Source organism: Marinobacterium sediminicola (genome assembly GCF_022343685.1).
Classification (GTDB): Bacteria; Pseudomonadota; Gammaproteobacteria; order Pseudomonadales; family Balneatricaceae; genus Marinobacterium; species Marinobacterium sediminicola.
In genome coordinates this window covers 393268-405774 of sequence record NZ_CP092123.1, presented here as the reverse complement: position 1 = coordinate 405774, position 12507 = coordinate 393268, and the positions used below count along the sequence as shown (strand labels likewise).

14 protein-coding genes are annotated in these 12507 nt (G+C 58.6%); 3 read left to right on the top strand and 11 right to left on the bottom strand.

The window, feature by feature from the left end; all coding sequences use genetic code 11:
• Positions 1–118: 118 nt before the first annotated feature.
• Together LN244_RS01900 and LN244_RS01895 are read left to right on the top strand one after the other, a co-directional pair.
• Positions 119–916 (top strand): cytochrome C assembly family protein, encoded by a 798-nt coding sequence (locus tag LN244_RS01900; protein WP_239041174.1) that lies wholly within the window; start codon positions 119–121, stop codon positions 914–916.
• Between the two features lie 71 nt (positions 917–987).
• Complete coding sequence (locus LN244_RS01895; protein ID WP_239041173.1) at positions 988–2262, top strand: HlyC/CorC family transporter; 1275 nt, start codon at positions 988–990, stop codon at positions 2260–2262.
• A 40-nt stretch (positions 2263–2302) separates the two neighbouring features.
• Here LN244_RS01895 and LN244_RS01890 read toward each other — a convergent pair whose 3' ends face one another.
• Both LN244_RS01890 and LN244_RS01885 read right to left on the bottom strand, forming a co-directional pair.
• The gene (locus tag LN244_RS01890) at positions 2303–2503 is read right to left on the bottom strand and encodes a DUF1289 domain-containing protein (protein ID WP_239041172.1); all 201 of its coding nucleotides are present in this window, start codon (positions 2501–2503) and stop codon (positions 2303–2305) included.
• Positions 2496–3095: a CoA pyrophosphatase gene (locus tag LN244_RS01885; protein ID WP_239041171.1), complete on the bottom strand. Its 600-nt coding sequence runs from the start codon at positions 3093–3095 to the stop codon at positions 2496–2498. The genes LN244_RS01890 and LN244_RS01885 overlap by 8 nt, the downstream gene beginning before the upstream one ends.
• A gap of 117 nt (positions 3096–3212) precedes the next feature.
• Here LN244_RS01885 and LN244_RS01880 point away from each other — a divergent pair, with 117 nt between their 5' ends.
• The gene (locus LN244_RS01880; RefSeq protein ID WP_239041170.1) at positions 3213–3776 is read left to right on the top strand and encodes an NUDIX hydrolase; all 564 of its coding nucleotides are present in this window, start codon (positions 3213–3215) and stop codon (positions 3774–3776) included.
• Here LN244_RS01880 and LN244_RS01875 read toward each other — a convergent pair.
• The 9 genes from LN244_RS01875 to dapB form a co-directional block, all read right to left on the bottom strand.
• Positions 3769–5580 carry a V-type ATP synthase subunit A gene (locus LN244_RS01875; protein ID WP_239041169.1) on the bottom strand — a complete coding sequence of 604 codons (1812 nt, stop codon included), beginning with the start codon at positions 5578–5580 and terminating at the stop codon, positions 3769–3771. The two genes, LN244_RS01880 and LN244_RS01875, sit on opposite strands and share 8 nt — an antisense overlap.
• Positions 5577–6293, bottom strand: a complete 717-nt coding sequence (locus LN244_RS01870) for a hypothetical protein (protein ID WP_239041168.1) — start codon at positions 6291–6293, stop codon at positions 5577–5579. The genes LN244_RS01875 and LN244_RS01870 overlap by 4 nt, the downstream gene beginning before the upstream one ends.
• Positions 6293–6976: an ATPase gene (locus LN244_RS01865; protein WP_239041167.1), complete on the bottom strand. Its 684-nt coding sequence runs from the start codon at positions 6974–6976 to the stop codon at positions 6293–6295. The genes LN244_RS01870 and LN244_RS01865 overlap by 1 nt, the downstream gene beginning before the upstream one ends.
• A gap of 11 nt (positions 6977–6987) precedes the next feature.
• Positions 6988–7434 (bottom strand): ATP synthase subunit C, encoded by a 447-nt coding sequence (locus tag LN244_RS01860; protein ID WP_239041166.1) that lies wholly within the window; start codon positions 7432–7434, stop codon positions 6988–6990.
• Positions 7422–9215, bottom strand: coding sequence for a V-type ATP synthase subunit I (locus LN244_RS01855; RefSeq protein WP_239041165.1), 1794 nt, complete (start codon positions 9213–9215; stop codon positions 7422–7424). The genes LN244_RS01860 and LN244_RS01855 overlap by 13 nt, the downstream gene beginning before the upstream one ends.
• On the bottom strand, positions 9212–9817 hold the full coding sequence (locus LN244_RS01850; RefSeq protein ID WP_239041164.1) for a V-type ATP synthase subunit D: 606 nt from the start codon (positions 9815–9817) through the stop codon (positions 9212–9214). Before LN244_RS01850 ends, LN244_RS01855 begins: the two co-directional genes overlap by 4 nt.
• Positions 9818–9823: 6 nt before the next feature.
• A complete protein-coding gene (locus LN244_RS01845; RefSeq protein ID WP_239041163.1) occupies positions 9824–11185 on the bottom strand; it encodes a V-type ATP synthase subunit B in 1362 nt (453 codons plus the stop codon).
• Between the two features lie 25 nt (positions 11186–11210).
• Entirely contained in the window at positions 11211–11522 is a 312-nt protein-coding gene (locus LN244_RS01840; protein ID WP_239041162.1) for a Nif3-like dinuclear metal center hexameric protein, read from the bottom strand.
• 171 nt (positions 11523–11693) lie between these two features.
• Positions 11694–12503, bottom strand: coding sequence for a 4-hydroxy-tetrahydrodipicolinate reductase (gene dapB / locus LN244_RS01835; RefSeq protein ID WP_239041161.1), 810 nt, complete (start codon positions 12501–12503; stop codon positions 11694–11696).
• Between the last annotated feature and the right edge of the window lie 4 nt (positions 12504–12507).

Below are 12507 nucleotides of genomic sequence, written 5' to 3'. Positions count from 1 at the left end.
GGCACCCACCCTTAAACGCTTTGGCGACATATTATACAGAACCCCCTGCCCCGGGGGCACCTATATTTCCTCACCCCTGCATTTATGCCACACTTAGGCGCCATTAAGGAGGATATGGATGCTGATCACCACGACGCTTATCGCCGCCCTTTGCTATCTTGTTGCAACCGTACTGCAATGGCGTCGCCTGTCGGCCGGCAACCAGGATCAGTTGCGCCTGCCCACGCGCCTGCTCGGCATGGTCGGTTTCCTGCTGCAGGGTTACAGTGTGTATCTGCTGTTGCACCAGCCTGAGGGCATTGATCTCAGTTTCTTCCCGGTCGGCTCCCTGATCGCCTGGAGCGTCGCCGGCATGGTCCTGGCCAGCAGCCTGCGTCAGCGTCTCGACAACCTGTTCATCGGCGTTTTCCCGCTCGCCGCCATTACCTTGCTGGCCGCCACCTTCATTGATGCCGGGTCAGCCCCCAAACCCTATTCCGGCGGTTTGATCACCCATATCCTGCTGTCATTGCTGGCCTACAGCCTGTTTACCATCGCCACGGTACAGGCGGTTTTATTGTGGCGTCAGGAATCAGCCCTCAAACAGCACCACACCCGGGGTCTGGTCGCCTCGCTGCCGCCGCTGCAGATGATGGAGCGTCTGTTGTTCGAAAGCCTCTGGGCGGCATTCCTGCTGCTGAGTGCGGCGCTGGTGACCGGCTTCCTGTTCATCGACAACCTGTTTGCCCAGCATCTGGTGCACAAAACCCTGCTGTCATTGTTCGCCTGGGTCGTCTACGCCGTTCTGCTCGCCGGTCGTCACTTTCTCGGCTGGCGCAGTCGCACCGCCGTGCGCTGGACGCTGGGCGGTTTCCTGTTACTGATGCTGGCGTTCTTTGGCTCCAAACTGGTGCTTGAACTGCTACTCAAGGCTTAGTCGGTTCGCTTGACAGCCTGTTACTCTGACCAGAAAATGAACGCCCCGAATTCAATTAAGGTTAATGTCCCTTGGACGACGCGTCGTTAAGTACACTGACAGCTATTCTGGTCCTGCTGATTTTCTGTTCAGCGTTCTTCTCCAGCTCTGAAACCGGAATGATGTCGCTCAACCGCTACCGGTTGCGACACTTGGTGAAAAACGGACATCGCGCCGCCCGCAAGGCCAACAGCCTTCTGGAGCGTCCCGACCGCCTGATCGGCCTGATTCTGATCGGCAACAACTTCGTCAACATCCTGGCGTCCGCAATCGCCACGGTCATTGCAGTTCGCCTCTGGGGTGACGCCGGTATTGCCATCGCAACGGCGGGTTTGACCCTGGTGATCCTGATTTTTGCGGAAGTCTCGCCGAAGACCATGGCGGCTCTTCACCCTGAAAAGATTGCCTTTCCGGCTTCCTACATTTTGCAACCGATGCTGAAGCTGGCCTACCCGCTGGTGTGGATCATCAACGGTATCACCAACGGCTTCCTGCGCATGTTCGGCGTCAACGTAAACGAAGCCGGCAACGAACATCTGAGCACCGAAGAACTGCGCACCATCGTGCATGAAGCCGGTTCGCTGCTACCGCACCGCAACCAGTCGATGCTGCTGGGCGTGCTGGAGTTGAATGAGGTAACCGTCAACGACATCATGATTCCGCGCAACGAGGTTGAGGGGATCGACCTGGACCTGGAAATGGACCAGATTCTTGAACTGCTTTCCAAGACCGGACACACACGCCTGCCGGTCTATCGCGGCGACATCAACAACATCGTCGGCATCCTCCACATGCGCAACCTGGCCCAGCTGATTCAGCAGGGCAACGTCACCAAACCGGCCATCATGCAGGTGGTTCATGAAGCCTACTTCGTGCCCGAAAGCACCCCGCTGCAGACCCAGCTGCTCAACTTCCAGAAACACAGTCGCCGTATCGGCGTGGTGGTGGATGAGTACGGCGATATCGAAGGGATCGTCACTCTGGAAGATATTCTTGAAGAGATCGTGGGTGAACTCTCGAACGATCATGACGAGATGAACCAGGAAATTCACCCGCAGGAAGACGGCAGCTTCTTCATCGACGGCAGTGCCTATATCCGCGAGATCAACAAGGCTTTGCATTGGCAGTTGCCAACCGATGGGCCCAAGACACTGAATGGTCTGATCACCGAAGTGCTGGAGTCGATCCCCAACTCCAACGTGTGTCTGGAAGTGGCCGGCTACCGCATGGAAACTCTGCAGATCTGCGACAACCTGGTGAAGACTGTACGCGTCATCAAGACCGCCAAGGCTCGCGAGAGCCTCTAACCGGCCGGATCACGAGGAGCCCGGCACCCGCAAGGGCTCCTTACTCCCCCTGAACAGACTCCCCCTGCTCTCGACGCCGAATCAGCGCCCATACCGCACGCTTTTCGTCATTGCTCATCCGTCCCCACTGGCTGATCTCCTGACCGCTGCGGTGACAGGCGATGCAGATATCACCCTCACCCAAGGCGCAGACACTGACACAAGGGCTGGGCACAGGCTTGTCATCGATACAGTCAGTCACGGGGACTCTCCAGATGTTCAGGGCGTGGACGCATGGGGATATCGGCATCGAAGCCGACGTTGAGCAGCTCGCTCAGGATGTAGGCCGTGAGCCCCCAGATCACCTCGCCCTGCCACGGCCAGGCAGGAACGAATCGGGCCTGCCCGGCAAGCTCAAGCCGATCCATGCGCCGATTGGCCGGGTCCAGCAGAAAGCTGAGCGGCACTCGGTAAATCTCGGCGATCTCTTCCGGGTTGGCCACCAGCGGCAGGCTCGGAGAGATCACCCCCACCCAGGGCGTCACCTGCAAATGGTGCTTGGACACCACCTGACCCAGCGAGCCGATCACTTCGACATTACCAGGACTGAGCGCAATCTCCTCCTCGGCTTCACGCATCGCCGTTGCCAGCAGGTCAGGATCATCGGGATCTCGCTTGCCGCCGGGAAACGAGATTTCGCCGCTGTGCGTGGACAGGTGAGGCGACCTCAGAGTCAGAATCACTTCAGGATCGGTACAGTTGGTCAGTGCTACCAGCACTCCCGCTTCACGGCCACGAGTTCGCAGGCGCCAGGGACGGTGATGCTGCAGCCGGAAGCGAAGATGGTCTAGCATGGGAGATCCGGTTACATCTGATCTGCCTATAATACCCCTGTGGCAAGGCTACCGCGACCCTGGGTGAAAATGTCAAAATGATCCACCCAGCTCACAATAGAATTACAAGGAGCCAGGATGAAATACTGCAGCTGTTGCGGCTCTCCGGTTAGCCTCAAAATTCCCGCCGGGGATAACCGTGAGCGTCATGTCTGCGACCATTGTGGACAGATTCACTACCAGAATCCACGCATCATTTCCGGCTGCCTGCCTGTGCACGGAGATAAGGTACTGCTGTGTCGACGCGCGATCGAACCGCGGTACGGCTACTGGACACTGCCCGCCGGCTATATGGAGAACGGGGAAACGACAGAGGAAGCAGCTCTTCGAGAAACACGGGAAGAGGCCCGCGCAGAGGTCGTACTGCGCCAACTCTACACCCTGACCTCAATCATCCATGTCAATCAGGTGCAGTTGATCTATCTGGCCGACCTTCCCGAGCCACGGTTTGGCAGCAGCGAGGAAACGCTGGAAACACGGCTGTTCAGCGAAGAGGAAATCCCCTGGGATCGACTGGCCTTCACCACTATCCGCAACGCGCTCAGGTTCTACTTCGCGGACAGAGCCGGGAAGGAGCCCGAATTTCCGCTTCGCCACATCGCCTTGAGCCCTGAACAGGACGATCTGGTCTTGATCAGGTAAACCCCAGTTGTTCGATTTCGCTACTGTAACGGCGATAGTCCGGGCTGTCGTGGCGACTGTAGTTCAGGTTACGGAACAGGCCGGTCAGCTTGACGAAGTGGTCACGGACCGCCTCCTTATCCGCAAAGTCATGTGGCGCATCAAGACATTTCAGCAGCAGCAAGAACAGCTCCTGCTGGCGCTCAACCGGTGTCGACGCATCCACATCGTCGAACGCATCCTGCTGCAAATAGACCTGATCGAGACATTGCGACTTCTGCCAGTCAAGATAGTCCTCCAGCGTCACCCCTTCTTCCCCGGTCACCTGCATCATCTGCTGCACCTGCTCCCCCTGTCGGATCAGTTCCAGCATGCGTTTGACATCCTGAACCCACTGCGGCGACAGCTCACGGCTGAACCAGTCACTCAGCTGATCAAGATAACGCGACCAGGAGATCAGCGGATCTACTGCCGGATAGGCACGCTTATAGGCTCGCTCGGCGCTCAGTCCCAAAAAGGTTTTCACCGTACGCAACGTCGACTGGGTCACAGGCTCCTCGAAGTTACCCCCTGCCGGCGAAACCGTGCCGATCAGCGTCAGACTCCCCTGCTCCCGATCATTGGTTTCGACAAGACCGGCACGCTCATACAACGCCCGCACGGCCGAATCCAGATAGGCCGGGAACGCCTCTTCACCCGGAATTTCCTCCAGACGCCCGGAGGTTTCACGCATGGCCTGCGCCCAGCGTGAGGTCGAATCAGCAATCAACAGCACGTTGTAGCCCATCTGGCGGTAGTACTCGCTGATGGTGATTCCGGTATAGATGGAAGCCTCACGCGCCGCCACCGGCATCGACGAGGTATTACAGATGATCACGGTGCGGTCCATCAGAGTGCCGCCGCGCGGATCAGGCATGTTGGGGAATTCAGTGATCGTTTCGACCACCTCACCGGCTCGCTCACCGCAGGCCACAATGACCACGATATCCACGTTTGAGTAGCGTGAAATCAGCCCCTGAAGCACGGTTTTACCGGCTCCGAAAGGTCCGGGTATACAGGCCGTCCCTCCCAAAGCGACCGGAAAAAAGGTATCGATCAGACGGATACTGGTCAGCATCGGTTGCTGTGGAAACAACCGCTGATTGTAGCCTTCACGCAGCAGGTCCCGATTGACCGGCACACGCACCGGCCAGCGCTGCTGCATGCTGACCTCTCGCTCCTCGTCATTCTCCAGTCGCAACCGCACCACCGGCGTCGTGACGGTAAAGCTGCCTTCCTGCACCCAGGTCACTTCAGCCTCACCCCTCAGGTTGAACGGCACCATGATCTTGTGACTGAATCGGCTCTCCGGCACTCGCCCCAGCAGGTCACCCGCCTTGACCCGTGCCCCGACCTTGACCACGGGCTGAAAGGACCATTTCTGCTGTTGATCGATGCCGTCCACGGACAGTCCGCGCGGCAGGAAGAAACCGTGCTGGCCCGCAATCAGTTCCAGCGGGTTCTGCAAGCCGTCATACACCTGCCCCAACAATCCGGGCCCCAGCGCCACGGACAGCATCTGCCCGGTTTGCTCCACTTCGTCACCGATGGCGACGCCACGGGTGGTCTCGAATACCTGTACATCGGCCTCGCCGTGACGCACTCTGAGCACCTCTGCCTGCAGCCGCTCCTGACGCTCTCCATCATGGCGTCGAGGACAGATCAGCACCACTTCGTTTTTGGTGATCGGGTAATACTCACCTTCGGCATCACGCAGCATGCGGATGCTGACAATATCGTCACGGACACCGATTACGCGGGCGGTCGGAGTGTTCGGAGTTGTCATCGGTCGGCCTCTGTTACCGGGTCGATCCGGACCGGGTCCATCCCGTCATCCTGAGTGGCGCCTGACAGCGCACGATCAACCAGTTGCGAAAAATTTTGTTGTGCCGCCTTCGCCTGCCAGCGCAGTCGATACTCGGCAATGGACCACCGCAGCCGGTAGGCGGCGACAGCGATCAGAGAAAAGGGGTGACTCTGCTCCAGCATGCGCAGCTTGCGCCACAGACGCGCCAGAATCTGCTGCTCCAGCTCGACACCCTGCCCCTGCTTGAGCTGGGACAGGGATTCGACCAGCCATGGATACTGGCGTCCCAAACCGAAATCGGGCTGCTGCCAGTCGCGACGAATCATCCAGACGTGCTTGCCGTAACCCTCAAAGCTGCTGCCTTCCTGCTGTCCTGCCAGGCGATACCGCTGCGCCGCGATTACACTGCGCCATTCAAGGTTCTCCGCCAGCACCGCGCGCAGCGACTTGTAGGGAATCGACGCAAGCTCCTGCTCCCAGTGCAACACTTCATCCCGATCGGAGAAAGCCTCATCCCCACTGCGCTCACGCTGAAACAGGCGCAAGGCGCGCACCAGCAGGTCTCGATCCTCTTCCGGCAACATGCCCAGCCGCCGCTCAAGCTGCAGTATCGAAATGGGCAACTCCTTGAGCTGTTCAAGCTGGACCGGCAACGCCGGCAACGCCGGAATCAGGGTATAGTAGACCGACACTAGCGGATCACTCCCTCCAGAATTGCGCGGAAGCGCGGCTGGAGATGGCGCAGTAAAAGCTCGGCCAGAGCCCGGTCGCTGAGATCAATCTCGGCATCATCACCGTTGCAGCGGATGCGGATACCACGTCCGTCGTGTACATCCAGCGTCACGCCTTCTCTGAGCTGGACGTTGAGTTGCTCCTGCACGTACTGGCTCAGCTTACCCTCGCGGTAGGCGTGTGGATTACGCCGCAGCTCCTCGAGCCCCACCACGCCCGCCGGCAACAACACTTCAACCCTGGGCATGGCACAGATAGTGGCATCCTGACAGGCCTGCATCACCACCTCGCGGATCACTTCACGGATAAAGACTTCACTGTCGAGCTGTTCACTGACCTGCAGCCGTACACGGTCGGCAAAGGTCTGGCCGAGCTGCTCGCGCAGCTGCAGATTCATGTCTCGAGCGGCCATTTTCAGCGCATCTTCCCCGGCTCGCTTCAGGCGCTCAGCATCTTCCTGAGCACGACGGCGCAGGTTTTCCGCTTCCTGACGTGCCTGCTCCAGCAGCCAGTCAGCACGACGTTCGGCTTCTTCAATCAGCTCGGCCGCCTCTTGCTGTCCACGCTCGACCCCTTGCTGACGCAGGCGTTCAATCAGTGCCTCAACGCCCGAGGCTGCATGTTGTTTGGCCTGATCGTTCATTCGCGCCTCCGTTATGCCGGAATGCCCGCACTGATGACCAGCGCGAAGATGAAAGCGAAGACCGCAAAACCTTCCACGATGGCCGCCGGTGCGATCGACATACCGAAGATTTCCGGCTTGATCTTGGAGACATTGATGGCACTGGCACAGCACTGCCCCTGACGCACGGCACTGAACAACAGCGCCAGCCCGGCGAGAATACCGATCGCAAACAGACCCGGCGCATTATCCAGCGTGACCGTGCGATTCAGGGAAAACATCACCACGATGCCGTAGATTGTCTGCGACGATGGCATAGCGGCTATACCCACATAGCGGCCATGACCGGTTTCGGTTTCCAGCAGGGCACCACAGGCCGCCTGGCCCGCCAGTGCGCAGCCGATGATACTGCCGATTGCACCCAGCGCCATAGGGCCATAGAGTCCTGCCCATCCCAGGGCCAATATCAGGTTATCCAAGGGTTCACCTCCCGCTTGGTGAAAGGTTGAAAAGCGTAGCCTTCATCGGCCAGGCTCCAGTTGTAAAATTCGATCAGGTTCAGGCGCAGGCCGTGGATCACGCCACTGACCACCGCAAGTACAAAATTGAGCAGATGGCCCAGCAGCAGGATCAGCACTTCAAGGAAAAGCCCCATCCCCGGTACGGCGGCAGCCACATCACTGGCCAGCTGATTGAAGGTAATCGCCAAAGAAGCACTGGCTAATCCCAGCGCAAAAAGGCGCAGGTAGCTGAGCACATCGCCAAACATCTTGGACAGGCCGGTCAGGGCCAACAGACCATCCACCAGTCGCCATAGCCAGTTGCGAGCACCGAACCAGGGACGATCACTGGAACAGAACAGGATCAACACCATTCCAACAACCATCATGCCCCATTCGACATCCAGCTGCTGACGCAGCCAGCCGCTGACCCCGGCCACAATCAACAGCACCCAACCCAATGGTGCCAGCATCTGCAGGTTCGCCCGGTGACGCCAGGCACTGATCAGGTTGGCCAGCACCAGGTGGCCTGCGCCCATGATCACTGAAACCTGCATCATGCTGTCGAAGTCATTCATATCGAGTATTTTCAGCGCCGCAAGCGGCGCTGGAGGTTCGGCACCAAAATAGCTGCCAACCAGTACCCCCCAGCCGGCCGAAAACAGTGTCAGCGTGGTCCCCAGAGCACGCAGCCGGCGACCGGTTGCGCTTTCTCCCATACGGGTCCAGTAAAACATCAGAACAGCCCCCAGCAGCAGGGCGTAACCGGCATCAGACAGAATCAGGGCGAAAAAAGCCGCAAAGGAGAAAAACACCACCCGAGACGGGTCCCAGGCTCGGTAGCCGGGCATCTGGTAGAACCGCACAATCTCTTCACCGCCGGCCATGCTTTCAGGGTTGGCCAGCAGTGTCGGAGGCGTTTCACCTTCGGCAACAGGCTCAATCACCAACGCCAGCCCCTCGTCCTGTGCAAAGACCTCCAGCTGCAGCCGCTGATCGGCCGCAAACCAGCCCTGGATGGCGAAAATTTCACCGGCATCCAGCGTCTGCCGACCGACCTGCGCGCATTCGGCCCGATCCTGACTCCCCGCCAGCGATCGCTGCAGCAGGTAAAGCCAGCGCGTGAGGGCTTCACGCTCCGCATCCAGGGCTTCCAGTTCAATTTCCAGGTCTTCCTGTCGGCGGCGCAGCTGGCTCAGCGGAACCGAACCGGTGTGGGTCCGGGGTACAGGCATCTGGTTGGCGCGCGGCTCCGTCTCGGAAACCACAGCAACATAGGAGTAACGGTTATCACGATGAACGACCGACCAGGGCAGGTCGGTTTTGACGACTTCGGACATGCGGTAGTTGGGCACCAGATAGAACCAGAGCCGATAACCCAATAGCCCGGATTCACCGGGAAGTTCAAAGCTCCCCCAGGGTTCGAGATCACGAATGCGCTTGCGCAAAAAATCCAGCTGCTCCTGCAGATCCAATCGACGCTTGCGATTTTCCAGTGCAGCCATCACCACTTTGGTCAGATCAAAGTGCCGTTCGACCGTTACCTGCTTGCGCTTTTGTGGACAACTGAGCAGATAGCGGATCGCTTGCTGCAGCTGATCCGGGTGAACGTCCTCGGGCAACTCAAGCAGCAGATCAGGGCGCGCCGCACTCAGTGGAATCACATGCAGCAAGCCCAGTGACTGCAGACGATCCAGCACCACCGCCTTATCAGTCGTCAGTCCGACCAGGGTCGCCTTACTCAGCGTCTGAATACTCATGACATCGCCATCCTGGCCCGTTTGTTTTTGGCAATCTTCGCCCGCACCACGCCGGCACGCTCGGCATCGGACAGCGCAATGCGGATGCGTCGAATATTGGCCTCGGTTCGGGGAATCAGTACCTTATCAAACAGGTTCAGGCGCTGCGTCGTCTTTTGCAGCGCTGATTCGAGACGCTCAAGCCGCAACAGCTCGACCTCATGGCGAACCTTCAGCTCCAGCATCTGTCGCAAACGGTCTGCCAGGATATCGACCCATTGGGGCAAGGCCAGACGGGAGTACTGACGACTGTCGATTTCAACCCGCTCGACCACCGGCAACTCAATCCCGACCAGGTTATCGGTGCGCTGGTGCACACGCCTCAGTTGCACCAGAGAGCCCAGATCCAGAGAAGTACCTGCCAGCATGGGCAACTGCACGGCAACCGCTTCATTCACCTGCTGCATGTGCATTTCAAAGTCGGCCAGCGCGCGCCGCGATTTCAGTCGAGCCGCCAGGATCTGCTTACGCTTCAGGTCCAGTGCCGGCACAAATTGACGAAACGACTTCAGACGCTGGTTTTCATGGTTGAGTGTGCTCTTGTTCAGCGCCAGCTTGCCCATCGGACGTTACCCTGCAGCCTGTACCTTGGGAAAATACTTATCCACAAGCTGCTGTTTCATCAGCAACTCCTGCGGCTGGAAGCATTCCGCCAGGGTCTGCCAGCAGAGATCAAGCGCTTCCTCCAGCGGAATGGAAACACTGATATCCATGAAACGGCTACGGAACAGGTCACCGAACCTGAGCAGCCGAAGGTCATACTCGGTCAAATCAAACGACATGGCCTGCTTCTGCTGCGCATCCCGGGCCTCAGCATAGAAGCGCACCATGGTATTCATGATCTGGCCGTGGTCCTCGCGTGTCACCTTGCCGATCACATGCTGTTTGAGACGCGACAGGGAGCCGAAGGGATCAAGCACTCCGTTGTGTAGATAAAACTGCCCCTCGGTGATGTAACCGGTGTTATCGGGTACCGGGTGTGTGACGTCATCACCCGGCATGGTCGTTACCGACAGGATGGTGACCGAGCCGGCGCCCTTGTAGTCACAGGCCTTCTCATAGCGACGCGCCAGCTGAGAGTACAGATCGCCGATATAGCCACGATTGGAAGGCACATGTTCCATGGAAATGCCCACTTCCTTAAGGGCATCGGCGTAGGCGGTCATGTCGGTCAGCAGTACCAGTACCCGCTTGCCTTCCTCAACCGCGAAACGCTCCGCAACCGCCAATGCCATGTCCGGTACCAGCAGCCCTTCGACGGTAGGGTCAGACCCCAGATGGACGAACATCACGGTACGGGCGCTGACGCCTGCTTCCTCGAAAGCGCGACGGAAGAAATGGTAATCGTCAAAGATCAAACCGATGCCGCCAAACACCACCACATCGGCATCGGCATTCGCACCGATCTGTGCCAGCAGGCGGTTATAGGGCTCGCCAGCCACTGAGAATATGGGGATTTTCTGACTCTCGACCAAACAGTTGAACACATCAATCATCGGCACGTCGGTGCGGATCATTCTTGATGCGAGGATACGCCGAGCCGGGTTCACCGTAGGTCCGTCGATCTCGATGCGTGCTTCTTCACTGAGACTCGGCCCCCCATCGATGGCACGACCTGAACCGGAGAATGCGCGTCCGAGTATGTTGGGGGAGAATGTCACCTGCATCGGGTGCCCCAAAAAGCGGATACCGGCCTTGGTCGACAACCCTTTGGTGCCAGAGAACACCTGCAGGGAAACGCTGCCTCTCTCCAGCTGAATCACCTGCGCCATGAAAGGCGGCTGATCGGGATCGAGTATGTTTTCGATCAGGGCGAGGTCACCATAGCCTATGGCTGATACTTCACCCTCTTCGGGCTCAGGCACATGAACTTTGACAATATCGCCGACAATTTCCAGTATCCGCGAGTAGCGCACCAACAGCTGTGTCACTCCGACCTCCCTTTCCGTGCCCGATTCAGATATCGGTCAGCTTGTAGACTTCATAGGCCACTTCTTCATAAGGATGGGCCTGTTTCAAGGCTGCCACGGCCGCATGAATCAGCTCATCGCTGCAGACCATTTCGACCTTGAACTCGACGACCTTCTCCAGCTGGCCGAGTTGCCCCAGATGCGGATCGGCACCGGCAAGCGGGCGAAACTGCCCCGTACCCGATGTCTGCCAGCAGCACTGATCGTAGTCGCCAATCTTGCCGGCACCGGCTGCAAAAAGCGCCGCCTTGACGGGCTCAGCATCCGCTTCGGGCACGAAGAAACAGAGCTTGTACATCCTGCCTCCAGCAATCCGGTTCAGGCAAACTTCGTCATACATTAGCGCTGACTGTGCAGTTGCAGCAAGCGCTATCCGCAGGATGACAATCAACAGTGACAAAAAGATTGCGTTCGCGCATAAAAAAGCCCGCTACGTGAGCGGGCAGAGGGAACAACAACAAGGTTGAATTCAGTGTAGACCCAGAACGTCCTGCATGTCGAACAGACCGGTCTGTTTGCTTTCCAGCCAACCGGCAGCACGCACTGCGCCTTTGGCAAAGGTCATGCGGCTGGAGGCCTTGTGCGTGATCTCGATGCGCTCACCTTCAGTAGCGAACAGAACCGTATGATCACCCACAACGTCGCCGGCACGGATGGTCTCGAAGCCGATCTGCTTGGCCGGGCGAGCGCCGGTGATGCCTTCACGACCATAGACCGCACACTCTTTCAGGTCTCGACCCAGGGCATCGGCGACCACTTCACCCATGCGCAACGCAGTACCGGACGGAGCATCCACCTTGTGACGGTGATGGGCTTCGATCACTTCAATATCGTAGCCGCTGTCATCACCCAGCGCCTTGGCGGCAATCTCCAGTAGCTTGAAGCAGAGGTTAACCCCCACACTCATGTTCGGCGCGAACACGATTGCCGTCTTGTCGGCGGCCTGCTTCAACTCATCCTTCTGACCGTCACTCAGGCCGGTAGTTCCAATCACGACTTTTTTGCCGTGGGCCGCGCAGAAGGCCACATTCTGCATGGTCACTTCCGGCGCCGTGAAGTCGATCAGCAGATCGAAATCATCGACTACAGCATCCAGGCTGCCGGCCAGAGCCACACCCAGCTTGCCAACGCCCGCAAGTTCACCGGCATCCGCCCCGATCAGCGAACTATCCGGCTCAACGATGGCCGCACTGAATGTAACCGCATCGTCCTGCTGCAGCGCTTCAATAATGGTCTTGCCCATACGGCCGGCCGCGCCGGTCACCGCTACTCTGATCATGCTG